Source organism: Clostridium sp. CX1 (assembly GCF_025398335.1).
In the GTDB taxonomy this organism is placed as follows: Bacteria; Bacillota; Clostridia; order Clostridiales; family Clostridiaceae; genus Clostridium_AM; species Clostridium_AM tanneri.
Map to the genome: position 1 here is coordinate 1 of NZ_JAODOO010000020.1, position 24,551 is coordinate 24,551.

Here is a 24,551-nt window from a genome sequence, read left to right on the forward strand (position 1 = left end):
AAGCAGATATCCAAAATCATAGATTTTGTGATAGTCGCTTACTTCTCAATTCATTGAGAAGACTCATTAAAGAATTGCTGGTTTATATTATAGATAAGTTTTACTTACCTTACTCTGTTTAATTTTCAAGGATCATTTTGTCTCATCTCGACTGCTTGTACATCTTATCATCTTTGTTTCCTCTTGTCAACAATATTTTAAATGTTTTTTATCTTTAATTCTTGTTGAAAGATTTTACTACTGACTAGCCGCCTGTTTATTTTGTTACCCATCAAGCGACGAAGACTATCTTACCATCTTTAATACTATTTAGTATAATAGATTTATACTTTAAGAATAAGTTAAATGACGTATACTCCTTTTTACTTCTAATATCTTTGTAATAATTCTATTGATACACCTGATTCAGTTTATTTATCTTACAACTAATGTTAGTTTCATTTTCCCCTTAACTTTGCCAATAGTTTGAAATTCATCTATAACATTTTCTTAGTTATCACAGTTGTTATTTAATTAATTTAAAATATAGAAAAGGATGTCATAAGGTAGAAAATACTTTCTACCTTATGACACCCCTTACCATAGCTAAATATACTAATTCTATAATCACACCTATTCCAACTCCTACAGCATAGGCTATCAAGTCACTCCATAAAAATCCATATCCTAATACTAATCCGCCTAACGCTGTCTTTCTAATATTGTCTATCCAGTTTGCATGGTATAATTGGCTTAATTCAATAGAATAACAAAAAGATATTGCTACTACTGCAACTGTCTTTGTTGTCTTAGCTCTTAGGATGAAAGCAAAAGCAATAAAAATCATTAATGCCCAGAGAATATCCCCTAAGTATATATTTAAAAATTCCGGTATAAAACTTTTCATTCGTCTTGAGTATAGTCCTAAAAAAACTACAACTATTGTCATAAATCCATACAACACTCTATTACGTTTATAGATCATCCAAAAATTTCTCCCTAGTATCATAAAAAATAGGTATTTAGCTAGTTCTAAATCTATTCAAGTTTCTTATATTAATTTTTCTCTAAATCCATCTATCTACTATTCCGCAATACTCTCCCCATTTACCTTCTCTTGTTGGCTAACTTCAGCGGCTCCAGAAGTCTGAACTAAAAATACTCCAACTAGAATAACAACAGTTGATACTAATATAGTTATAGATACAGCCTCTTTCAAAATAACTGCCCCTAAAAGCACTGCAACAACAGGATTAACGTAAGCATAAGTACTTGCTTTAGATGCTGGCCATTTTTGTAGTATATAGATATAACAGCTGTAACCTACTATAGAGCCAAATAAAACTAAATATAAAAGTGCTCCTACACCTCTACCTGTTAACTGAATTTTAGGCAGTTCTCCAAGAAATGTTCCTATAATTGAAAGCCCTATACCGCCTGATAACATTTGAATACCTATATGAGTTACTACTGACCCAGAAGCCTTAAAACTTTTTGAATAAATAGAACCACTAGACCATAAAATTGCACTTAACATTACAAAAATTACTCCCTTTGCACTAGTTGCACCTGTACTTAAGTTTGGTAGCACAAGTAATCCAACTCCTACAAATCCCATTAAAATACCGCACCATCCTTTAATATTCATTGACTTACTTCTCGTAAAAAATGTCTCTATTATAGCTGTATAAAGTGGGCCTGTAGCCACAATAAGAGAAGTCATGCCAGAACTTACCCATTTCTCTCCCCAAACTACTAGACCATTTCCCCCTAGTAATAGAAACATTCCTACTATTGCTATCCTTTTTATATCCACTGTCTTCTTTGGAAACTCTAACCCTTTTAGCTTAGCAAAAGCTAACATAATTGATCCAGCTACCAAAAATCTTACACCTGCAAAAATTGTAGCAGGCAACTCGCTTACTCCTATACGAATTGCTAGGTATGTAGAACCCCAAAAAATGCATACAGCTAAATATGCTAAAACAACCTTCTTTTCTTCCTTATCTTTATTGCCATTCAATCTTATTCAACCCCTTCCTCTAACAATTATAATGCTTATTAAAAATTATTCAACTATTCGTAGAAAACAATAGTTTTTCAACTGCAAAGGCTCCACTAACCTACTTCCAGTTATAAGGCTCAAGGCCTGCCTTGATAATTGAGTTATTATACTTCTCAATCTTACTTTCAAAGTATTTCCTAACCTCGTTAACAGTTATTCCTATGCCTCTGTCTTCAATGTCTAGATAAGCACATGCAACAATAAATTCTTTTTCTGATTTGCTAGGCTTTCTTTCTCTTTCTAGCACAAATTTAATATAGCTATCTCTAAGTAAGCTAGATATCCATATTTGTTCTTTTTGTTTCAATTGACACCACTTTCTACCAACTTGCTCCTGCTTTTTTTCTTTACTATTATTATTTCTCATTAGCTTAATTTATCTCCTTAATATTAATCTTTACCTATTCATCAGTAAAAGATTATATCATAGAATTTTTGTAAATTTAAGCTTGACAGATAGAATATTTTCTTCATTTAAAAGTAAGTTTTTCATGTATATTTTTGTTATCAAATAACTTCTAACCTTTACTTTAAACCTAAAAATAGTAGCATATATTGAATAAATATGTAATTTCTGGTACGATGTAACTATTGGAAAATTCAGTAATATTTTCATTCACATGTAGTCACATTTGTTAGGAGTGAACAAGGTGGAAAAATCTATTAGAGCAAAAATACTAATTTTAATCTTCATTACATTAATTCCTTTATCAATTTTAGAATTTGTAAAAATTCAAAGTAACTATCGTAACAGAATTGAAGCTGAGTTAGTAGCTAGCCAGGATTTTGCTGAAGCTATAAGAAATTCTTTTCTGGTCTTTCTTAATAAAACATGGACAAGCCAATATGCTATAGGAGCAGCCATAACTTCAAACCCTCATTGGAATGAAAAGGATATTAGCTCCTATCTAAAAAAAATTCTCCAAGAGGATGAAACAAATATCGGATATTCTTGGCTAAGTCCTTCTGGAAAGGTTATTGCAACAACTAACGATCAATTAAAAGGAAAAAGCATTTTAGATAGTGATTACACAGATAAAATATCAAAGGGCAGAGATGAAATAATATGTAATATAACTCCTAGTTATGATAACAAAAAAATAATATTACATGTTGTAAGAGCCATTAGAGTTAATAACCAGCTAATGGGTATTGTTGTTACTGGACTAGACATTAATAAATTAGATAAAATTTTTCCTTCACATAGACTAGCAAAGGAAAGCACTTTTGGCATTGTTGATAGTAATGCCAGGATTGTGTATCGTAGCGATGGCAAGAATACTCCCTTTTCCCAAAGAGTAGTTCCAGAAGACTCTCCCTCTAGAAAAGCTCTAAAGGGCGAAATTATTAGGACTTACTCCATGTACCATGGCTTTGATGATTTAGAAAGAATGGCAATAGGTTACCCTATTAAAGAAATAGGATGGAGCTGTTTTGTAAGTAGTTCTGTACCAGAGCTGTTATCAAAAGAAAGAGCACTAGTAAAAAATAATCTTATAATATTTATATGTATATATATAATTTCATTTATTATAGCAATTGCTTTCTGTAATAACTTTATTAAAAGGATAAGAAAATTAAGGGATTCTGCTAATGAAATAATAAAGGGTAATCTAAACGTTAATGTAAGCGGATTAGAAAAAGATGAATTAGGAGAAGTCGGTGAAGCCTTTAACACAATGGCGGAGTGTTTACATAAGCGGGCCAAGGAAGTAGAGGAATATAACAACCTAAAAGCACAGTTTTTCTCAACTATGTCTCATGAACTAAGAACACCTTTAAATATTATATTAGGCTGTATTCAGCTTCTTGAAAAGTTAGAACCTTCCAATGAAATTTTCAATAAATTATACTATAAGTACATAAAAATGCAAAAACAAAACAGCTATAGACTGTTGAGACTTATTAATAACTTAATAGATATTAATAAGGCAGAGTCTAATTACATTAAAATCAAATTAGAAAATAATAACATAATTAAAGTTATTGAGGACATAACCTTATCTGTGGTTGAGTATACTAATTTAAGCAATATTGATATTATATTTGATACCGAAATAGAAGAAAAGATAATGGCTTTCGATTCTGATATGATGGAAAGAATTATGCTAAATCTACTTTCCAATGCAATTAAATTTAGCCCTCAGGGAGGAATCATAGAAGTAAATATCCTCGATAGAAAAGAAAAAATTATAGTTTCAGTTAAAGATTCTGGAATAGGTATACCTGAAGATAAGCTCCAGATGATATTTGATAGATATGGTCAAGTAGATAGCTCTCTAAGTAGAAAAACTGAGGGTTCAGGCATTGGACTATCCTTGGTTAAACACTTAGTTGAGCTTCACGAAGGTAAAATTTATGTAAAAAGTCAGCTAGAAAAAGGAAGTCAATTTATATTTGAATTACCTGTAAAACTGATAGATGAGAACGGCCCTGCAGATAACATAAAAACCCTAACTAGAGTTGAAAGAGTTCCCGTAGAGTTTTCAGATATTTATACTGAAATATCATAGCACATTTGTATAAACTAATATGAAGACAGAGTAATCAGTGCCTAAGTTACCCTGTCTTCGTATTGATTTATGTAGATATAATTTAATTATTAAAAGTTACTTTTCCTCTGCATATTTTGCGTCTCTCCAGCCAACTATTCCACCTGGATATCTGTATACATTTTTATAACCTAACTCCTTAGCTATTTTAGCTCCTACATCACTTCTTTCACAGGAAACAAACCCACAGTATACAACAATTGCTTTATTCTTATCACTTGGTAATAGTTTAACAAAGGCTTCCTTTTGTTCCGGTGTTACATCCTTTATTCCCGTCTTCGGCAATTCTGCATTAACAGCTCCAGGAATATGCCCTCCTTTAAAATTAGAGGCAGGCATTGTATCAATAATAGTCATTTCCTTCTTGCTATCAATCCATCCTTTTAACTCTTCTGTGCTTACAATTGCGTACTTGCCTTCTTCTGAGGTTTTTACAAGTCTTATTGCTGCCTTTTCAATATTCACCTCATTACCATCTACTGCTGTACCTGCTTTTTTTGTAGTTGTGGATGTTTGAACTGTTTGTTGTCCACTACTTGATGAACAACCTGCAAAAACGCCTACTGATAGTACCATAGTTATAAGCAAAATCAAACCCTTCTTCTTCATAATAATCCCCCCATTTGCTTTTTTAAACTTGATCACTTATGTAAAACATAGTTGCCTGTATTATTAATTAACAAACCATCTTGATTGTAACAAAGCATAAAAAGCATTTAAATAATTATTAATAATTAAAATCATAAAATTTCTCCCTATTATAAATTGCTATTTGATAAAATGCTCATAACCATTACTCTTAAAAATCATATATAATTTTAGTAAAGTTGTAATATAATATAATAGATTAAACCCTTACATATAAAGGAGACTATACTATGGGTGAAAGGCTTGTTTTTAAATACAAAGTAACTGACTTGTTTTTTATAATAATAGGTACAATTATAAGCTCAATAGGAATAAATATGTTTATTATTCATGCCAAACTCTTAAGTGGAGGCGTCACCGGAATAGCGTTAATTTTTCACTACTTGTTCAAAATTCAGGTAGGATATGTTATTCTCCTAATGAACATTCCCTTATTTATCTTAAGCTTTATGAAACTAAGCAAAAGATTTACTTTGTACTCTCTGGTAGGCACTCTATCTCTATCCCTTTCATTAATAATAACTCACCCAACTTCTAAAATGTTAAATATTAATGACAACTTACTTTACTGCTTATACGGGGGAGTAATTAATGGAATTGGTTTTGGATTAGTGTTTGTTCATAATGGTTCTACAGGAGGTTTTGATATAGTAACTATGTTAATTAGAAAAAAATATTCTAACTTTAACATAGGAAAAATATCTTTCCTTATTAATTTAGTAATAGTCTCTATAAGTGCCTTTATATTTGGGCTATCTAACGCTTTGTATACACTAATAGCAATGTACACAACTTCTTTTGTAGTTGATAACATGGTAAGAGGTTTTAATAAAAGTAAATCCGTTTTTATTATTACTGAGAAACAGGAAGAAATTGCGGATGCTATATTAGAAAGTCTCCATAGAGGGGTTACATATTTTTATGGAGAAGGTGCTTATACTAAAGAACATAAAAAGATACTATATTGCATAGTACCTTTCTCTCAATTGCCAAAACTGAAACAAATAGTTACTGCCTTAGATGACAAAGCCTTCTTAACTATTTCTGATGCATCAGAAGTTCAAGGAAAAGGGTTTAAAAATACATTATAAACCTTCTCTTATAGCTAACTATAATCTTAACTTGGAAACCAAAAAGTAACTTATTGACATCTATTATAAAAGACTGTAAGCTTAATGTAGTTAATTCTGCGACCTTTTACATATAATTAATAGAAGAATATTATGTCATTAATTAATAATGCTAAAATCATGGTACATCCATGATTTTTTAATTGTAAAAAGTTGCCTTAGGAAAGGGGGATACTAATAATGAAAGAGACCTTTAAATATGTATGGAAGCATAAGCTAATGCTTGCAATACCTTCTATAGCTATGACAGCAGCAATATTTATAGATATGTTGAATCCTTATTTGCAAAAATTAGTAACAGATAGGGTTTTTATAGGAGGAGAGCAAAGTTTACTATGGCCAATACTCTGGGGCTTTATTGCAGTTACCCTTAGCAGAGCCGTACTGGGTTACGCTAAAGAATATCTATTTGATGTACTGTCAACAAAGGTTAGTATTGATATAAAAAAAGATTTATTTAACCATATTCAAAGTCTACCCTTTAGTTATTTCGATAACATGAATACAGGAGAGCTTATGTCCAGAATAGGTGAGGATGTAGACAACATCTGGAGAAGTGTGTCCTTTGGAGTAAGATTATTTATTGAAAATATTATTTACTTTGTAACCGCTTCAGCAATACTATTTTACTTAGACTGGAAGCTTACCCTTGCCTGTCTAGTAGGAATGCCTCCTATAGCCTATTTAGCTCTGCAGTTTGAAAAGAAAATTGGAGAATCTTATGGAAAATTAAGCGATCAGGGGGTAGCCCTTAACACCGCTGCTCAAGAAAATATTGCAGGAGTTAGACTGGTTAAGGCTTTTGCAAGAGAAAAACATGAAATTTTAAAGTTTCTTAAGCTTAATGAGGAAAACTATAACCTTAATATGGAGCAAAACAAAATAATGGCAACCTACTTTCCTCCTATTGAGTTCTTAACTAATATTTCTATGGTATTTTTAGTAGTACTAGGAGGAGTATTTGTAATGGACAACTCTATGTCTATAGGCACCTTAGTAGCCTTCAGCGGCTATATATGGATGTTGATTTGGCCTATGAGAATGCTTGGATGGCTTACTAATTTAATAGCACAGTCTAATGCCTCTGCTAAGAAGATACTGAATATCATGAATGTGCAACCTGAAATTAGGGATAGTGAAGATCCTATAAGGCTTCCTCATATGAAAGGAACTATAGAATTTAAAAATGTTTTCTTTAAATACAAGGAAGATTATGTGTTAAAAAATGTAACCATGAAGATTGAGGCAGGCAGCACTGTTGCCATAATGGGAACTACAGGCTCCGGTAAGTCTTCAATTATTAACCTTATTGGACGATACTATGATGCAGCAGAAGGTGAAATCCTCATAGATGGCTACAACGTTAAAGACATATCTCTTAAAGACTTAAGAAGCAAAATGGCTGTAGTTCCTCAAGATACTTTTCTGTTCTCCGACAGTATTGAAGAAAACATCCGTTTTGGCAAGGCAGATGCTTCTTTAGAGGAAATAAGAGAGAGCTGTAGATTAGCTTGCGCTGATGAATTTATCCAGGAACTAGAGGATAAATACCACACAGTAATTGGCGAAAGGGGTATCGGTCTTTCCGGTGGTCAAAAACAAAGACTTTCTATTGCCAGAGCACTTATAAAAGATTCCAGCATTTTAATTCTTGATGATTCTACCTCTGCACTAGATATGGAAACAGAATACCAGCTTTTAAAGAATTTAAATGAAAGACATAAAAAGGCTACAACCTTTATAATAGCACATAGAATTTCAGCAGTTAAAAATGCAGACCAGATATTTTATGTGGAAGATGGACAAATTGTAGAAAGTGGAACTCATGAAGAACTTCTTTTGAAAAAGGGCAAATATTACGAAATATACTGTGAACAATTTAAAGATTTTGATACTTTAGCTTCTGCTAAGGAGGTGGGATAATGGCTATAAATACTGTTAAACAGGATGAAGAATTAAAAAAATTATCTAATATAGAAGTAGGCAAAAGACTTTTTTCTTATTTAAAAGACTATAAACTAAAAGTCTTTACTGTGTCGCTGCTTTTAATATTTGTAATGGTAGTCAACCTTATAAACCCTTACCTCCTTAAAGTGGCTATAGACAAGAATATTAAAAATCATGATTTAAAGGGTTTGTTATTAATAGGTGCATTTATGCTGTTATTGAATCTCATATCAATGACTGCTTCCTATTTCAGCACTATGAAAATGGCTTCCGTTACTAACAATATACTTTTAAAAATACGACAGGATCTTTACAGTCATATTCAAAAGTTGTCCTTTGCATTCTTTGACAACAGACCAGTAGGTAAAATACTAGCTAGGGTTATAGGTGATGTTAACGCTCTTAAAGATTTGTTTAACAACAGTGTCACCAACTTTATTCCTCAGCTGTTAACTATTATCTGCACTGGAGCTATGATGTTTTATTTAAATGTGAAGCTAGCCCTAGCTTCCATGGTACTACTTCCTGTGCTTGGCATAAGCCTCTTTGCTATACAGATAGTCTCCAGAAGAAGATGGCAGGACTTTAGAAGAAAGCGTTCTACCTTCAACGCCTATACCCACGAGGACTTCTCAGGTATTAAGGTAGTTCAAGGTTTTTCTAATGAAGAAAAAACTTCAAAAACCTTCTTAGGCTTAGTTAAGGATATGATGAATTCCTTTATAAGTGCTGTAAAACTTAATGACTTATTCTGGCCTCTAGTGGATTTATCCTGGGGATTAGGTATGGTAATACTTTACTGGACCAGCGCCAAACTATTTATCAGCAATAGTATAACTATGGGTACCATTATAGCCTTTACAATGTATATAGGTATGTTCTGGAGGCCAATTTTAGAGATAAGTAATTTCTATAATACCTTAATAATGAACTTTGCTGCAGCAGAAAGAATATTTGAAATAATGGATGTAAACCCAGACATTATTGATGTAACTACTGCCTCAAAAATGGCTAAAATTAAGGGGCAAGTAGAATTTAAAAATGTTACCTTTGGCTACGAGGATGGTACTGTAGTTTTGGATAGTGTAAGTTTTAAGGTTAACCCTGGTGAAACAGTAGCGTTAGTTGGAGAAACTGGTTCTGGAAAAACTACTATTGTAAACCTAGTGAGCCGCTTCTATGACACACAAGGCGGAGATGTTTTAATAGATGGAAAAAATGTTAAAAATGTAGAACTAGAGTCTTTAAGAAGCCAAATGGGGATTATGCTTCAGGACACCTTCCTATTCTCCACAACTATTAAGGAAAATATAAGATACGGTAAGCTTGATGCCACAGAGGAAGAGGTTATTGCTGCCGCCAAAGCCGTTAATGCTCATGACTTCATAATGAGCCTAGAAAAGGGCTATGATACAGAGGTTAACGAAAGAGGCTCCAGATTGTCTGTTGGACAGAGACAGCTTATTTCTTTTGCAAGAGCACTGCTAGCAAATCCGAGGATATTGATTCTAGATGAAGCTACTTCCAATATTGATACACAGACGGAAAAGCTTGTTCAAAAAGGTATTGAAAAGCTGCTTCAAGGAAGGACCTCCTTCGTTATAGCTCATAGGCTTTCCACTATTAGGGACTGTGATAAAATTATGGTGGTTGACGATGGTAGAATAGTTGAAACAGGAACTCATGACGAACTGGTAGCGTTAAAGGGACTATATTACAATCTTTATACATCCCAATATAGATTTTTAAGCGAAGGTGCTTAAAAAAGGAGGTTATACCCTTTTTAAAAAGTGGTATAACCTCTTTCTTTAATCCCTACAAAACAAATAATATCTTCTTCAATTGTTAATATAAGCAATGCATCTCCTCCTCTGCCCTATCCCAATTCACAACATAAGCTTGCCCTTTAGAACAGAAAATTGAAGAGGATGTATATTCAGGATCTGCATTTTTGTTATAGTTAATCTTTTCAATAATCTCTTCTTTATTATGGCAGTGACTGTAACCGCCAAAAACTAAACTTAAAGTGCCCTTTCCCCCTGTAAAGGAAGCTAACTCAGTACTATAATTCATAAAGGTAGCTACTGGTACCTTACCTGTTAAAATAGCCTTATCCCCTATGATCTTAGGGGGCTGAAAGTTTCCATTAGCCTTTTCTAGGTCAGATAAAACTCTTCCCATGTGGTCTAGAGAAACCTTAATCTTGAAGCTGTAATAAGGTTCTAACAAAACATTTTTTGCTTTTTCCAATCCCTGTCTTAGAGCCCTGTAAGCAGCTTCTCTAAAATCACCACCAGAGGTATGTTTATTGTGAGCTCTTCCTGTTAATAAGGTAATCTTTACATCTGTTAGCGGCGAACCAGTAAGCAGTCCATGATGTTCCCTTTCAAAAATGTGATGGCCAATTAAATTTTGGTTACCAGTTGTTAAATGGTCTGGGTGACAGAGATTCTCAAAAATTATTCCACTGTTCCTCTCGCCAGGCTCTAATTTAAGATGAACCTCAGCATAATGACCTAAGGGTTCAAAATGACCACAGCCCTTTACCACTGATTCTATGGTTTCCTTATAAAGAATTTCTGGCCTTCCAAAGGATACATTTAAATTGAATCTTTCTCTAATCAGCTCCTCTAGTATCTGCAGCTGAATAATTCCCATAACACTAATTTGGAGCTCTTGAAGACTTTCTTCCCAGGTTACATTTAAAGAAGGGTCTTCTGCTTCCAATATTCTAAAACACCGTAAAATTTCCTTTATATTTAGAGAAGGATCAAATATCACTTTAGATTTTAAAGTAGGCACCATTTCATAAACTGCTTTTTCCCTTAATATTCCTAGGCCATCACCAGCGGAAGCATTAGATAATCCTGTTACTGCAAAAATTTCTCCAGCATATACCTCATCCACAGGGTTAAATTTATTTCCATTATAAACTCTAATACCAGTTATTTTCTCACAAATTTTTTCTTCTGCATCACCATAGCACAGTTCCTCTCTTACCTTCAACCTTCCACTTAAAGCCTTTATATAGGTCACTCTCGTACCATTTACATCATGACCAATTTTATACACTCTTCCTGAAAAATCGCCTTCTTTATAATACTTTGTAAAGGTCAATTTATCTAATTTCTCTAGAAAACTTACAATGCCTATATCTTGAAGAGCAGAACCATTGCAGCATGGAAAAAGCTTATTCTCCTTAATCATAGTCCTCATGGAGTTTAGCCATAGATCAAAGTGGAAATTATCCTCCATATATCTTTCAAGAAGCTCTTCATCTCTTTCAGCAATAAATTCTACTAGTTCTTCACTCATACTAGCTTCATTAAAGGAAGTTGTTATATCACAAACATCCTCCGTTAAATTTACACGAATTTCTTCCAATACCTTTTTTAGGTCTGCACCTGCTCTATCTATTTTATTTATAAAGAAAAAGGTTGGTATATTGTGCTCTCTAAGAAGTTGCCATACCGTTTCTGTATGGCCTTCTACCCCTTCTACAGCACTGATTATTATTACGGCATAATCCATCACCTGTATGGCTCTTTCCATTTCAGAAGAAAAGTCTACGTGTCCAGGAGTATCTATTAAATAATAATTTGAGTCATTGTAAGTCATTACTGCCTGCCCTGAAAATACAGTAATTCCTCTTTCCTTCTCTATATGGTGGCTATCCAGAAAAGCATTTTTATGATCAACCCTCCCCCTCTGTCTAATACTTTTTGTATGATAAAGCAGCTGTTCTGAAAAGGTAGTTTTACCTGCATCTACATGTGCTAGTATTCCAATGGTTTTGTTCATCTTGTCACCTCTGTCTTTTGCTATAAACCTTACTCTCTCTTATTTCTTTCCTAATAAATGCTCTACTTGCCTAATATTATTTTTTATTTCCTCTATCTCTGCTTCATATTTTCTTACCGCAGCACCAGGAACATGTATTCCAGTCTGTCCTAGCACATGCATTCTTTCCTCCTCTACATCCTCTAAGTATTCCTTCAGTTCTAAAAGCTTTTTTTCCAATTCCCACGAAGTCATTTTTTCAAAGTTACCCATTTTAATCTTCACTCCCCTAAAAATTAAGTGATTACAAGACTTTCTTGTATTTATAGCTAAATTATACTATAGCTATAAAACCGAAACAATGATAAGAAAAATTGAAATTTTCCTTCATTTGCTCTTGACAACTTTAACCATATTGTATTAATATTAAAAAAAATGAATAATGCCTCATCTCCTAAAGAGGTGAGGTAGAGGCGCGATGTCTAAAAGTAAGTATATGGAGGCTGGAAACCGGAGAAGTATACAGAAAGGAGCCATCGCCGAAATCTTAAGCACCTAAAGCTTAAGGTTGGGTCTGCATCAAAGAGGTGCAGGACTGTCATTAGAATAACTGACCATTATTCTAATGGAGCGCTATCTCATTCTAGGTTTAAGGGGGAGGTGTAGGTATGCATACTTATATGTATAAAAGACACACTTAACAACCTGTTAGGTGTTTTTTTGTTTCCATTTTTATAGAAAAAATGACTTTTTAGTTAAATTTAGTATGAAAGGAATGTTATAATGAGTAATAATAATAAAATATCAGAACTTACAAAAATAGATACGGAACTTAAAAGAGAAATGGGACTTTTCAGTGCTGTGTCCATAATCGCTGGAATTATGATAGGATCTGGAATATTTTTTATAGGCTCCTTTGTACTTCAGCGTTCAAACAATGCTCCCGGTTTCGCTATGCTGGTTTGGCTGGCAGGAGGAGTAGTTAGTTTACTGGCAGGACTTTGCTATGCTGAACTTGGAGCAGCTATGCCAAGGTCTGGAGGAGCCTACGTTTACTTAAGAGAGGCTTTCGGTCCTCTAGTTGGTTTTCTGCAAGGCTGGACCTTCTTTTGGATTGGTGCTTCCGGCTCTATTGCAGCTCTTGCGGTAGGTCTTGGAACCTATTTTAGCAATCTGTATCCCCTATCTCCTATAGCCATAAAACTCTTTGCAGTAGCAGTTATAATTATTTTAACAGTTATAAACTGCCTGGGAATCAAATTTGGAAGCTTAATTCAAAATGTATTCATGATTGGAAAACTAATCCCTATACTAATAATTATTGCTTTAGGCTTTGCTCTTGGTGGTGAACATAATCCTATGACAGTATCACCTGGTGCAGGAACAGGAATTGCAGGAACCTTTGCTGTAGCCTTAATAGCATCACTTTGGGCTTATGAAGGATGGACAAACCTTAATACAGTGGCAGAAGAAATTAAAAACCCTAGAAAAAACCTTCCACTTGCAATGATTATTGCTATAACTGGTGTTACAGCAGTTTATATGCTATTTAACTATGCTCTTTTAAAGGTTTTACCAGTTGGTGTTATAGCTTCAAATGCAAACCCTGGTGCCGCTGCCGCAGTGAAACTTATAGGTTCTGCCGGCGGAATTTTAGTTACAATTGGAGCTTTTCTCTCTATATTTGGTTCTTGTAATGGCTGTGTGCTTGCTTTTCCACGTTTGTACTACGCTATGGCAAAGGACGGTAGTTTCTTTAAATGGTTTGAAAAAATTCACCCAGAATATAAAACTCCAGTACCAGCATTAATTGCTTCTGCTGTAGTATCTATATTATTGATTTTCACTGGTTCTTTCCAGCAGCTAACAACAATGGTTGTATTTTCACAGTGGATATTCTATATTCTTACTATATGTTCTGTATTTGTACTAAGAAAAAAATATCCTGATATGGAAAGACCTTATAAGGTATGGGGATATCCAATATTGCCAATTCTAGTAATATTAGTTTCTCTATTTATTTTAGTAAATACTTTAATTACAGACCCTCGCTCTTCACTAATAGGACTTATAGTCCCTATAGTAGGCATACCTGTGTACTATGTGTTTAAAAATAGAATGAATAATGAGTCTAATAAGAAAAAAATAGAAGCATAAAATTATACCATCCTGCAATTAAAGATTACAGCTTTAGTTGCAGGGATAAATACATACTATATGACTAGTAAGAATATTAAACTATAAAAAACTTCTAAACTGGAGGTCTTAAAATATGGACTTAATAATAACAAATGGAAAAATTCACACCATGGACAGCTCTAAAGAAATTGTAGAGGCTGTTGCTGTTAAAGATGGAAAAATAATTAAAACCGGAAAAAACAATGAGGTTTTATCCCTTAAAACTGAAAACACTGAGGTTATAGATTTAGGCGGAAAAGTAATGGTTCCAGGCTTTAACGACAGCCATATGCACCTTCTAAACTTTGCAAACAGCTTAAAAATGGTAGAGCTAAATAACTGTACCTCTATAGATGATATACTGCAAAAAACAAAGACTTTTATAGAGGAAAAAGCTATAGAGAAAGGTAAGTGGGTCTTAGGAAAGGGCTGGAACCACGATTACTTTCAAAGTGAAAAGAGATTTCCTACAAGATATGATTTGGATAAAATATCTACGGAGCATCCAATAGTTTTAACTAGAGCCTGCATTCATATAGCAGTGGTTAACAGCAAAGCCCTTGAACTTGCTGGTATTACAAAGGGCACTCCTCAAATTGAGGGAGGACAGTTTGATGTAGATGAAAAAGGTGAGCCTTTAGGTATTTTTAGAGAAAAGGCTCTTGCTCTTATAAACAACAAAATTCCAAGCCCGACTTTACAAGAAGTAAAAGAGATGATAAAGGAAGCAGCAGCCTATGCTAACAGCCAAGGCCTAACCTCTATTCAATCTGATGACTTTGGCCACATTCCAGGTGTAGATTACGATATGGTTATAAAGGCCTATAAGGAATTAAAAGATGAAAACAACCTAACCTTAAGAATATATGAACAATGCCTTCTAAAAACTATGGATAAAGTAACAAACTTTTTAAGGGAAGGCTATATGACAGGACAGGGTGATGAATTCTTTAAAATAGGACCTCTTAAAATATTAGTTGACGGCTCTCTAGGTGCTAGAACTGCAGCCTTATGCGCACCCTACTCTGATGACCCTTCTACCTCTGGTATATTAGTTTATACTCAAAAGGAATTGGATGAACTTATAGGAATAGCTCACAGACAAGGCATGCAGGTTGCAGTTCACTGTATCGGAGATAAACCAATGTATATGACCTTTGAAGCAATAGAAAAAGCCTTACAGGTTATTCCTAGAAAGAATCACCGCCACAGCATAGTTCACTGTCAAATAACTGATGAGACCTTACTTAACAAGTTTAAGGAACTAGATGTACTAGCTCATATTCAGCCAATCTTTATCCATTATGACTTGCATATGGTAGAAGATAGAATTGGAAAGAACAGAATGGAAAACTCCTATGCCTTTAAAACAATGCTGCAAAAGGGAATTCATATTGCACTTGGCACTGACTGCCCTGTAGAGCCACTAGATGTTATGCCTTCAATTTACTGTGCAGTAACTAGAAAGGATCTTAAAGGTTACCCAGAGGAAGGCTGGATGCCGGAGCAAAGGCTTACCGTCGAAGAAGCCCTTTATAACTACACCCTTGGAAGTGCCTATGCCTCCTTTGAAGAAAACATTAAAGGCTCTATTACAGAAGGTAAACTAGCAGACATGGCAGTTTTATCTGAGGACATTTTTCAGGTTTCTGAAGATAAAATCAAAGATATTCAAATACAAATGACTATATTAGGTGGAAAGGTTGTCTTTAAAAGATAGACGCCCCTTCTAATAACCTGCGAAGGATAAAAAAGTACTGAGGCATTCATTGTAATGTAAAAGAGACTCTATAGGTGAAATACTTTTTTCTAGTGTTCACCCCATAGGGCCCCTTTTACTGTCTCAGTATTTTTCTATTTCACTTAAGGTTCTAATAAGTACAGCTTCACTATATATTAGCTACAGCAATTTAAACCAAGAAATTATTTCCGGTACCCTATTTAAATTACAATTATATAGTTCACTTTATTAGTCCTTTAAAGAGTATACGAGAAAGCTCATTCTAGTACCCTTCTCTAATCTTTTAATATCTATACCTTTTCCATAAATATGTTTTAACCTGTTATGTACATTTGAAAGTCCAATTTTATTTTTTTTAATATCTCCCTCATATACCTTCTGAATAACCTCTTCAGCTATGCCCACACCATCATCCTCAACAGTTATTTTTACTCTGTTTTCATCAAAGGCCTCTACCATAAGCTTTACAGTACCACTTCCACTGCCTTCTAATATTCCATGTTTTATAGCATTTTCTACTATAGGCTGGATTATAAGGTTAGGAACCTTTGTGTTTATACTGTCATCAATATTATATATAAAGTTAAGCCTATTACCAAACCTAGCCTTTTCAATTTCTACATAAGCTTTAACCTGTTTAATTTCATCCTTAAGGGTTACAAAACTCTCTATGTTTTCTAAATTATGTCTTAAATAAGTAGATAAATCTATTATTAATTGCCTTGCTCTATCTGGACTAATTCGTATAAAGGATACAATGGTATTTAAAGCATTAAATAAAAAGTGGGGATTAATTTGAGCTTGAAGAGCCTTTAACTCTGCTCTACTTGCCATTTCCTTTAGTTTATTTATTTTGCTGATTTCTAACTGATTAGATATTATATTAGAAAGTCCTTCTGCTAAATTTTTAATCTTGAAGGATATAGCATCTTTTTTTCTGTAATAGATTTTTAGAGTACCTGTAATTTCATCTCTATCCTTTATAGGCACTATGATTGCAGAGTTAAAAGGGCAGGTATCAGAAGTACAGTTTATTTCTTCAGAGCTGTTTAGCCATAAAATCTCTCCAGACTTCATAACCGTCTTTGTAGCCTCTGTTAAGATTTTCCCTCCTTTTTTATGATGATCTGAACCAAGACCAACATGAGATAATATATATTCCTTATTAGTAATTGCTACTGCATCAGCACCTATATAATCCTTTATAATATTACAAATCTTTTCTAAGGATTCCTCATTTATCTCCCTAAAATAAGGCAAAGTTTTATTAGCTATCTCTAAAGTAATTTTTGCCTGCATAGCTTCGATTTCTTCCTTTTCATCAAAAAGATTTTGAATTAAGGAAGTTAAAATAGATACCCCAATCGCATTAATAAAGGCCATAGGAATATAAATTTTCTCAACTATCATAAGAGCAGAAGAAAAGGGCCTTGTTATAAGCAAAATCAAAATCATCTCCAGAGTTTCTGCAATTATTCCCCCAAATATCCCATAAATCCATCTATTTTGCTTTCTACATTTTTTGTAAATATAAGCAGCTATTAGTCCGGATAAAACTGCATTTATAGAGCAGGGTACCGCAGTTATTCCCGCCCTGTCTATAAGAAGTCTATGTATACCAGAAATTAAGCCAGAGCCAATACCAACAAAGGGACCGCATAAAATCCCTCCAGCCATTATACCAATTATTCTGCTATTAACTATAGCGCCGTGTAAATCCATTCCAGTATAGGTTCCAAGAATACCAAAGCTGCCAAATATAATGGACAAAGTAACTCTATCTATGTTCTTCAATTTATCCCTTTGAATTATATTTCGAAAGCTTCCTGAGCGTGATACTATAAAGGCCAGTAGAATTATGTAGCCAAGATTATTTATTAATTTTTGAATCAAGTTTATCAAAATTAAACCACCTCTGAGAATGTAATCTGTCTAATTTAGTATACCACCTTTATAATAGAAAAGCATATACACCCCTTAATTAAGCACAGTTGATTTAGCAGTAATATTGGGGGCTACCTACAGTTTCTATGCTGCTCAGTAAACACTAATACATAACCGCTGTAAAAATGTAATTTTACATAAATATACATTTTTCAATAGATTTAAAGATTATTTTGGTATATAATTATAATTATAGTTATTACTTAACACTAATGTAACATAACTACTAAAAAACCAGGGGGTGTCAAAATGAAAAGAAGAATAGGAACCCTACTTATATCATTAATGCTTGTATTTTCAGCATTATTTGCAGTAGGTTGTTCAAAGGAAACTAGCAATTCAGGACAAGCTCCTCAACAGGAGAAAAAAGAAAAAATTAAAATAGCGGTTTTAAAGGGTCCTACAGGAATGGGTATAGTAAAGCTTATGGAAGATAATAAAGATCTTTATGATATTTCCCTATTTGACTCACCGGATCAGATAGTTTCTAAAATTGTAAATGGTGATGTAGATGGAGCTGCAGTACCGTCTAACCTAGCACCGATTTTATATAACAAAACCTCAGGAAAAATTCAATTATTAGGAGTAAATACTTTAGGAATTCTTTATATAGTTGAAAATGGCAATAGTATTAAAGATATTAAGGATTTAAAGGGAAAAACTATTTATTCCAGCGGTAAAGGTGGTACACCGGAATACACTTTAAACTACATTCTAAAGAAAAACGGCTTAGAGCCAGATAAAGATGTTAAAATTGAGTATAAAATGCAGCACAGTGACTTAGCTGCAGCAGTGGCATCAAAGGAAGTACAAATAGCAGTGCTGCCGGAGCCTTTTGTAACTACTACCAAAATGAAAAACAAAGAGCTTCAGGTTCCTATAGACCTTACTAAGGAATGGGAAAAGGTATCAGGAGACAAGGGCAAGTTGATTATGGGTACTTTGGTATTTAGAAAAGACTTTGTAGATAAGAAATCGAAGGATGTACAGGACTTTTTAACTAAATATAAAGCTTCCGTAGATTTTGTAAACAATAATAAAGCAGAGGCAGGAAAACTTATAGAGAAAAATGGAATAATAGCTAATGCTAAGATAGCAGAAATGGCTATTCCAAAATGCAATATAGTATTTATGTCTGCAGAGGAGTCAAAAGAAGCCTTAAATAAATTTTATGAGGTTCTAAAGGAAAATGATCCTAAATCCATCGGAGGAAAAATCCCAGATGAAAAGTTCTATTACAGTGGAAAGTAAAAAGATAGGCAGAAAAATAGGTATACTAGTATTTTGGTTTTTTATTTTGGAGCTTTGCTCCCTTTTTGTTAACAATCCTCTTTTACTGCCTTCTCCTTTAGAGGTTTTAAAGGTACTATCTATTCTTACAGGGAAATTATATTTTTGGAGAAGTGTTTTCAGCAGTATATTTAGAGTATTAGTGGGACTTCTTTTCTCTATAACAATGGGCTTATTAATTGGGGTGGTTGCTGGACTAGTAAAATTTATAGAAGAACTTCTTCAGCCCTTTATAATAGTTGTTAAAGCTACTCCAGTAATGTCTATAATAATACTGGCTTTGGTTTGGTTTAGGTCTTCTAATGTAGTAATTTTCACAACTATTTTAATATGTTTCCCAATAATATATACTAATGTACTTCAGGGTATAAAAGCAGTAGACATTAATTTAATACAAATGGCTAAAGTCTACAAGGTTAAAAGAAAGTATATTTTAAAGGATGTTTATTTACCCTCTATTAAACACTATGTTATCTCTGGAGTTCTTATGTGTTTAGGTCTTGGCTGGAAGGTTTCTGTAGCCTCTGAAATTTTAAGTACACCTAAATATTCCATAGGCTTAAACCTTCTAAATGCCAAGTCCACTTTAGAAACAGCAGAACTCTTTGCCTGGACTATAGTTGTAGTACTTTTGAGTTTTATTTTTGAAGCTCTTTTTAAGTACTATGTTAGGAAATAATAAGCTTATAATCCATTTACAATATTACTAGGACGCTGCCCTTTTAATGCAGCGTCAATATTCAACCAGTTTTTCTTATGGGCACGGTAGAAAAAGCTAGTAGTAACTCCACCGACATGTGGTGAAAAAATAATTCGGTCAGCATATTTCTCCGGTAAATTTAAAAGTATGTTATCTAATGTAACAGGTATTGGAGCCACAGTATCTAAACCAGCACCTTGTATTTGTTCCGATACAATGGCTTGATAAAGTGCTTCATTGTCAACGATTTCACCACGGGCTGTATTAACGATATATGCACTTGCCTTCATTTTACTTAGAAATTCTTTATTAATCATTCCGGTAGTTTCAGGGGTCACTGGACAGTGAATACTGATAATATCACAGGTACCTGCTAGTTCCTCTAAATCCATGTAAGAAACCTTGTATTCCTCTTCCACATCTAATGCTTTTCTGGTTCTGCTATAATAGTATAGCTGGCATTCAAAGGGTTCCAGCCTTTTTGCTGTTGCCATTGCAATGTCACCGAATCCAATAAGACCGATTTTACAATCAGACAGTTCTGTGATGCCTTCTATCATCATTTGTTCCTTCATATGTATTTGATTGCCTTCCCTCACCGTACGATCACCGACGGTAATTTTACGAAGTAATGCCAACATTAAAAGCACTGTCTGCTCTGCCACTGCAGCTGCATTTGTACCTTTGCTGTTGCAGACATATATGCCCCTTTCCCTTGCAGCTTCACAATCAATGCCGTTGTATCCAACACCTTCTGACTGGATTATTCTTAGATTAGCCATCTTACGAATAACATTCCCTGAAAGCTTTGCCGTAGGGTCAATAGCAATGGCCTCTGCATCAGAAGCAACTTGTAACAGTTCCTCATCACTTGCATCACGAGGACAGAAAACCATAGTAATATCTTTTATAATATCTATGTCCGGCATATATTTTTTATAACGGTCTTTATTTCCCATAATTAAAATCTTCATATTGTACTCCTCCATATTTAAAGTAATATAATAGTAGCAATTGTCAGAGATAAGTATTTTAACAACTTTAATGTACTTCTAATAGATTATCTGCTTCTTACATACTTATTATATAACAGCATTGAAACAACATAAACTATATAGTATAGTTATTGTAAAGGGATAAAATGGCAACAAAAAGTGTTGACTTAACTCTAACTTTGGAAATAATGCTGTTTTACCTGTAGATATTTAGATTAAAAATTTATTATCTATTATTAGAAAGGATATATAGCATTGTATAGTTATTCTATATTGTCTAGACAATTGTTTAAATTGACAGTATCCTTCAAGCTTTAAAGAAAATTAATACATGCTATAAACTATTAAAACTATGAAAAATAATTACGAAGTACAGTTAATAAATTTATGTAAGTCCTATGATGGACATAAAGTTCTAAGTAATTTAAATATGAATATAGAAGAAAATAAAATTACTGTTATTACAGGTCCCTCCGGCTGTGGAAAAACTACTTTGCTAAAGATAATAAGTGGTGTTGAAAGGGAAGACAGTGGACAGGTGCTTTTAAAAGATAACAGCATATCCTATATATTTCAGGAGGATAGACTTCTTCCGCACCTTACAGTTTACCAAAATATTGCTTTCGTATTAAAATCTACAATGAATAAAGAAGAAATGGACTTCCTTATAAATAAATATTTAGATTTAGTTAAACTACTAGAGCATAGGGATAAGTTTCCAAGACAGCTAAGTGGCGGAATGAAGAGAAGGGTGTCTATCGCAAGGGCTTTTGCTTATAAAAGTAGATTGCTTTTAATGGATGAACCTTTTAAAGGCTTAGACAATAAATTAAAGAAAGAGATAATTGAAGAATTTTTACATATTCATAACACTGATAAAAGAACTGTTATTTTGGTAACCCATGATATGAAGGAAGCAGAAGTCCTAGGAGATATAATTTATACCCTGTAATAGTATGAGAATCCTAAAAAATACGAACCAAGCATCTACTGTTAACTGTAATGCTTTGGTTCGTATTTTTAATCTGTAGCCAGTAATCCTTCTAAAGTCAACCTTTCTATTATTATTTTTATAGCCTTCTCTATACCCTTATCGTTAACTATATGATAATCGCAATACTCCTTATAAAGCTCATATCTCTCATTAAAGAGTTCATACAGCTTATGTACTCCCTCCTTCAAAAGAGGTCTTCCTGCTACTTCTACATCCTGTGCAATATTCTCTACTGGTCTATCTATAAAAACTATAACGCCCTTTTCTTTAAGATCTCTAATATTTAAATAGTTTTTTACTACACCACCGCCAGTGGCTATAACCAGATTTTCTCCGTTACTTAATTTGCCCACAGCTTCTCTTTCCAAAGCTCTAAAATAACCTTCACCTTTATTAAATAGTTGATCTATAGTCTTACCGCTTATTTGTTCTATATATTCATCCAAATCCACAAAATTATACTCTAACCTACTAGATAATATTTTACCTATAGTTGTCTTTCCACAGCCTGGCATACCTATTAAAACTATGTTTTTATACATTTTCATAACATCTCACTATCTTATTATTTTGCTATTGAAGTATTAAAATTTGCTCCTTATCTCTTTATATATTTCTTCAGTAGTTTCCTCAGCAATTGCTACTCCCTGCCAAATTTCCTGTGCAGCTACAGCTTGTGCCACTAACATATAAAGTCCATTTACAGTTTTAAGACCTAGTTCTTCCGATTTCTTAAGGAAAATCGTTTGATCTGGATTATATATTAAATCCACAGCTACAGAAAATCTTGATAAACTCTTCTGATTCACTGGACAGCACTCCACCTCAGGATACATTCCACAGGGAGTACAATTTATAATAATATCTTTAGCTCCTAAATTATCCATGTCTTTATAAGACATTATTTTAAAATCTTTTATTTTTTTTAGTCCATTTTTGGGATCTCTGCTTATATAAATAATATCTTTTATTCCATTGTCTATAAGATATTGAACTACTGCCTTAGAGGCACCTCCGGTACCCAGTATTACTGCATCTTTGTTACAAATATCTATTTGACCATTTTTTAATGAAGCACCAAAGCCATGATAATCAGTATTGTACCCTGTAAGTATTCCATTGGAAAAGGATATAGTGTTAACTGCACCTATCTTCTCTGCCTCCTTAGAAAGCTTATCTAGGTATTTTATAATCTCTATCTTGTAAGGTATAGTTATATTTACCCCCTTAGCTTCGAGAGCTTTTAATCCTTCTAATACCTTCTGTAGATTCTCCTTTTTTATTTCAAATAAATTATATTCTCCCTTTAATTTCATCTTTTCTAAAATTAACTTATTTATTTGAGGAGAGAAGCTATGTCCTAATTTTTCTCCTATTAACCCATAAAAATTACTCATTTATATACAATTCACCTCACCTTTATAATTTCCTAGCAGTTTAAAGTATAGGCTTTTTTCCTTTATTTCTTCTACTATTCTTTTAGTCCTATCTTCTAATATGTTACCTTGAAAATCTATATAAAAGAAATATTCCCAAGACTTATCTGCAATAGGCCTTGACTCTATTTTCATCATATTGGAGTTATTTTCTGCAAAGTATTTTAAGATTCCGTATAAAGCCCCAACCTTATGAGGCAGCGATGCAACTATAGTTAACTTATCACATTCTTCTTTAGGTTCCATGTGCCGGCCTATTATTATAAATCTAGTATAGTTATTACTATTATAATTGATATTTTCCTTTAAAATATCCAACCCATATACCTCTGCTGCCTTTTTACTAGCTACACAAGCTTTACTTTTAAGATTTTCCCTACTAATATATAGAGCACTTTTTGCAGTATTAAAATAGGGAATAAGTGTCCATTCTCTATGATTATCAAAAAAGTCCTTACATTGCAAAAAACCCTGTTCATGAGAATATACTTCCTTTATATCTGAAAGGTCAGTGCCCTTAACTGCCATTAGATTATGATTAACTTTAATACACTTTTCACCTATTATATAGAAACCATACTTACGGAGTAAATCATAAATTTCAGCAATACTTCCTGTAGGTGAATTCTCAATAGGTAAAACAGCATACTTTATATCCCCTCTGTCTACTGCATCAAAGACCTCCCTAAAGGTTGAAAAACACCTGGTTTCTGTTTCCGTACCGAAGTATTCCAGCAATGCTTGATGACTAAAAGAGGCTTTTACTCCCTGAAAACCAACATTGCAGCATGTATTATTATGTTCCACTTTATTCCCCTGTAAAACTTCAGATATTATTTTTTCCTGGGACCTTCTGCTTATTGTCATCATAGCTTGAAGAAATTCTTTTAAACTAAGTTTTAAAGACTCATTTTCTATGCTCTGTAAATGTTTATTTATAATTTGGTCCTCTCTTGTCCCATCAAATATCTCCATGGAATTTTTAGCTTTATACTCTGCCACCTTAGAAACTATTGTCATTCTCTTCTTAAATAAATTCACTAAGGCTTTATCTATTTCATTAATTTGTCCTCTCAAATCCTCCAGTTCTCTCAATATTATCACTTCCTCTTATTCAAATAGACAATAGGTTCTACAATTAATTCGTTAAATTAAACCTATTTAAACTGAGA

General features: G+C 33.3%; 20 protein-coding genes and 1 riboswitch. Of the genes, 9 read left to right on the forward strand and 11 right to left on the reverse strand.

What is annotated here, in order from left to right:
* Positions 1 to 559: 559 nt before the first annotated feature.
* From N4T77_RS17475 to N4T77_RS17485, 3 genes are all read right to left on the reverse strand, one after another.
* Positions 560 to 964, reverse strand: a complete 405-nt coding sequence (locus tag N4T77_RS17475) for a DUF2809 domain-containing protein (RefSeq protein ID WP_261673138.1) — start codon at positions 962 to 964, stop codon at positions 560 to 562.
* 99 nt (positions 965 to 1,063) lie between these two features.
* Positions 1,064 to 2,002 (reverse strand): EamA family transporter, encoded by a 939-nt coding sequence (locus N4T77_RS17480; RefSeq protein WP_261673139.1) that lies wholly within the window; start codon positions 2,000 to 2,002, stop codon positions 1,064 to 1,066.
* A 100-nt stretch (positions 2,003 to 2,102) separates the two neighbouring features.
* Positions 2,103 to 2,411: a hypothetical protein gene (locus tag N4T77_RS17485; RefSeq protein WP_261673140.1), complete on the reverse strand. Its 309-nt coding sequence runs from the start codon at positions 2,409 to 2,411 to the stop codon at positions 2,103 to 2,105.
* 283 nt (positions 2,412 to 2,694) lie between these two features.
* On the opposite strand from N4T77_RS17485, the gene N4T77_RS17490 reads away from it, so the two are divergent.
* Entirely contained in the window at positions 2,695 to 4,557 is a 1,863-nt protein-coding gene (locus tag N4T77_RS17490) for a sensor histidine kinase (RefSeq protein ID WP_261673141.1), read from the forward strand.
* Positions 4,558 to 4,653: 96 nt separating this feature from the next.
* On the opposite strand, the gene N4T77_RS17495 is transcribed toward N4T77_RS17490, so the two are convergent.
* Positions 4,654 to 5,205, reverse strand: coding sequence for a rhodanese-like domain-containing protein (locus N4T77_RS17495; RefSeq protein WP_261673142.1), 552 nt, complete (start codon positions 5,203 to 5,205; stop codon positions 4,654 to 4,656).
* Positions 5,206 to 5,474: 269 nt separating this feature from the next.
* On the opposite strand from N4T77_RS17495, the gene N4T77_RS17500 reads away from it, so the two are divergent.
* The 3 genes from N4T77_RS17500 (at position 5,475) to N4T77_RS17510 (ending at position 10,084) form a co-directional block, all read left to right on the forward strand.
* Positions 5,475 to 6,335 (forward strand): YitT family protein, encoded by an 861-nt coding sequence (locus N4T77_RS17500; protein ID WP_261673143.1) that lies wholly within the window; start codon positions 5,475 to 5,477, stop codon positions 6,333 to 6,335.
* A gap of 219 nt (positions 6,336 to 6,554) precedes the next feature.
* Positions 6,555 to 8,297, forward strand: coding sequence for an ABC transporter ATP-binding protein (locus N4T77_RS17505; RefSeq protein WP_261673144.1), 1,743 nt, complete (start codon positions 6,555 to 6,557; stop codon positions 8,295 to 8,297).
* Positions 8,297 to 10,084, forward strand: a complete 1,788-nt coding sequence (locus N4T77_RS17510) for an ABC transporter ATP-binding protein (RefSeq protein ID WP_261673145.1) — start codon at positions 8,297 to 8,299, stop codon at positions 10,082 to 10,084. Before N4T77_RS17505 ends, N4T77_RS17510 begins: the two co-directional genes overlap by 1 nt.
* An 82-nt stretch (positions 10,085 to 10,166) precedes the next feature.
* Here N4T77_RS17510 and N4T77_RS17515 read toward each other — a convergent pair whose 3' ends face one another.
* Both N4T77_RS17515 and N4T77_RS17520 read right to left on the reverse strand, forming a co-directional pair.
* Positions 10,167 to 12,122, reverse strand: a complete 1,956-nt coding sequence (locus tag N4T77_RS17515; protein ID WP_261673146.1) for a translation factor GTPase family protein — start codon at positions 12,120 to 12,122, stop codon at positions 10,167 to 10,169.
* 39 nt (positions 12,123 to 12,161) lie between these two features.
* A complete protein-coding gene (locus N4T77_RS17520) occupies positions 12,162 to 12,374 on the reverse strand; it encodes a hypothetical protein (RefSeq protein ID WP_261673147.1) in 213 nt (70 codons plus the stop codon).
* 187 nt (positions 12,375 to 12,561) lie between these two features.
* Positions 12,562 to 12,745: riboswitch (Lysine riboswitch) on the forward strand.
* A gap of 139 nt (positions 12,746 to 12,884) precedes the next feature.
* On the opposite strand from N4T77_RS17520, the gene N4T77_RS17525 reads away from it, so the two are divergent.
* Both N4T77_RS17525 and N4T77_RS17530 read left to right on the forward strand, forming a co-directional pair.
* Positions 12,885 to 14,258, forward strand: coding sequence for an APC family permease (locus N4T77_RS17525; protein ID WP_261673148.1), 1,374 nt, complete (start codon positions 12,885 to 12,887; stop codon positions 14,256 to 14,258).
* A 115-nt stretch (positions 14,259 to 14,373) separates the two neighbouring features.
* A complete protein-coding gene (locus N4T77_RS17530; RefSeq protein WP_261673149.1) occupies positions 14,374 to 15,999 on the forward strand; it encodes an amidohydrolase in 1,626 nt (541 codons plus the stop codon).
* A 249-nt stretch (positions 16,000 to 16,248) separates the two neighbouring features.
* On the opposite strand, the gene N4T77_RS17535 is transcribed toward N4T77_RS17530, so the two are convergent.
* Entirely contained in the window at positions 16,249 to 17,922 is a 1,674-nt protein-coding gene (locus N4T77_RS17535; protein ID WP_261673150.1) for a sensor histidine kinase, read from the reverse strand.
* A 291-nt stretch (positions 17,923 to 18,213) separates the two neighbouring features.
* Here N4T77_RS17535 and N4T77_RS17540 point away from each other — a divergent pair, with 291 nt between their 5' ends.
* The gene (locus N4T77_RS17540) at positions 18,214 to 19,215 is read left to right on the forward strand and encodes an ABC transporter substrate-binding protein (RefSeq protein WP_261673151.1); all 1,002 of its coding nucleotides are present in this window, start codon (positions 18,214 to 18,216) and stop codon (positions 19,213 to 19,215) included.
* Positions 19,187 to 19,933: an ABC transporter permease gene (locus N4T77_RS17545; RefSeq protein ID WP_261673152.1), complete on the forward strand. Its 747-nt coding sequence runs from the start codon at positions 19,187 to 19,189 to the stop codon at positions 19,931 to 19,933. Before N4T77_RS17540 ends, N4T77_RS17545 begins: the two co-directional genes overlap by 29 nt.
* A 5-nt stretch (positions 19,934 to 19,938) precedes the next feature.
* Here N4T77_RS17545 and N4T77_RS17550 read toward each other — a convergent pair whose 3' ends face one another.
* Positions 19,939 to 20,928, reverse strand: coding sequence for a 2-hydroxyacid dehydrogenase (locus N4T77_RS17550; RefSeq protein WP_261673153.1), 990 nt, complete (start codon positions 20,926 to 20,928; stop codon positions 19,939 to 19,941).
* 373 nt (positions 20,929 to 21,301) lie between these two features.
* Here N4T77_RS17550 and N4T77_RS17555 point away from each other — a divergent pair, with 373 nt between their 5' ends.
* Complete coding sequence (locus N4T77_RS17555; RefSeq protein WP_261673154.1) at positions 21,302 to 21,901, forward strand: ABC transporter ATP-binding protein; 600 nt, start codon at positions 21,302 to 21,304, stop codon at positions 21,899 to 21,901.
* 68 nt (positions 21,902 to 21,969) lie between these two features.
* On the opposite strand, the gene N4T77_RS17560 is transcribed toward N4T77_RS17555, so the two are convergent.
* From N4T77_RS17560 to N4T77_RS17570, 3 genes are read right to left on the reverse strand one after another with little or no spacing between them, the layout of a single operon-like run.
* Entirely contained in the window at positions 21,970 to 22,491 is a 522-nt protein-coding gene (locus N4T77_RS17560) for a shikimate kinase (protein ID WP_261673155.1), read from the reverse strand.
* Positions 22,492 to 22,527: 36 nt separating this feature from the next.
* Positions 22,528 to 23,340 carry a shikimate dehydrogenase gene (gene aroE, locus N4T77_RS17565; RefSeq protein ID WP_261673156.1) on the reverse strand — a complete coding sequence of 271 codons (813 nt, stop codon included), beginning with the start codon at positions 23,338 to 23,340 and terminating at the stop codon, positions 22,528 to 22,530.
* Positions 23,341 to 24,474, reverse strand: coding sequence for a chorismate mutase (locus tag N4T77_RS17570; RefSeq protein WP_396125152.1), 1,134 nt, complete (start codon positions 24,472 to 24,474; stop codon positions 23,341 to 23,343).
* Positions 24,475 to 24,551 lie beyond the last annotated feature (77 nt).

Excerpts from the sequence above, each read along its gene's own strand:
- N4T77_RS17485 (WP_261673140.1), bottom strand. The coding sequence starts at position 2,411 with ATGAGAAATAATAATAGTAAAGAAAAAAAGCAGGAGCAAGTTGGTAGA.
- N4T77_RS17540 (WP_261673151.1), top strand. The coding sequence starts at position 18,214 with ATGAAAAGAAGAATAGGAACCCTACTTATATCATTAATGCTTGTATTT.
- N4T77_RS17495 (WP_261673142.1), bottom strand. The coding sequence starts at position 5,205 with ATGAAGAAGAAGGGTTTGATTTTGCTTATAACTATGGTACTATCAGTA.
- N4T77_RS17555 (WP_261673154.1), top strand. The coding sequence starts at position 21,302 with ATGAAAAATAATTACGAAGTACAGTTAATAAATTTATGTAAGTCCTAT.
- N4T77_RS17515 (WP_261673146.1), bottom strand. The coding sequence starts at position 12,122 with ATGAACAAAACCATTGGAATACTAGCACATGTAGATGCAGGTAAAACT.
- N4T77_RS17510 (WP_261673145.1), top strand. The coding sequence starts at position 8,297 with ATGGCTATAAATACTGTTAAACAGGATGAAGAATTAAAAAAATTATCT.
- N4T77_RS17475 (WP_261673138.1), bottom strand. The coding sequence starts at position 964 with ATGATCTATAAACGTAATAGAGTGTTGTATGGATTTATGACAATAGTT.
- aroE (WP_261673156.1), bottom strand. The coding sequence starts at position 23,340 with ATGAGTAATTTTTATGGGTTAATAGGAGAAAAATTAGGACATAGCTTC.
- N4T77_RS17550 (WP_261673153.1), bottom strand. The coding sequence starts at position 20,928 with ATGAAGATTTTAATTATGGGAAATAAAGACCGTTATAAAAAATATATG.
- N4T77_RS17520 (WP_261673147.1), bottom strand. The coding sequence starts at position 12,374 with ATGGGTAACTTTGAAAAAATGACTTCGTGGGAATTGGAAAAAAAGCTT.
- N4T77_RS17505 (WP_261673144.1), top strand. The coding sequence starts at position 6,555 with ATGAAAGAGACCTTTAAATATGTATGGAAGCATAAGCTAATGCTTGCA.
- N4T77_RS17545 (WP_261673152.1), top strand. The coding sequence starts at position 19,187 with ATGAAAAGTTCTATTACAGTGGAAAGTAAAAAGATAGGCAGAAAAATA.
- N4T77_RS17530 (WP_261673149.1), top strand. The coding sequence starts at position 14,374 with ATGGACTTAATAATAACAAATGGAAAAATTCACACCATGGACAGCTCT.
- N4T77_RS17560 (WP_261673155.1), bottom strand. The coding sequence starts at position 22,491 with ATGAAAATGTATAAAAACATAGTTTTAATAGGTATGCCAGGCTGTGGA.
- N4T77_RS17525 (WP_261673148.1), top strand. The coding sequence starts at position 12,885 with ATGAGTAATAATAATAAAATATCAGAACTTACAAAAATAGATACGGAA.
- N4T77_RS17500 (WP_261673143.1), top strand. The coding sequence starts at position 5,475 with ATGGGTGAAAGGCTTGTTTTTAAATACAAAGTAACTGACTTGTTTTTT.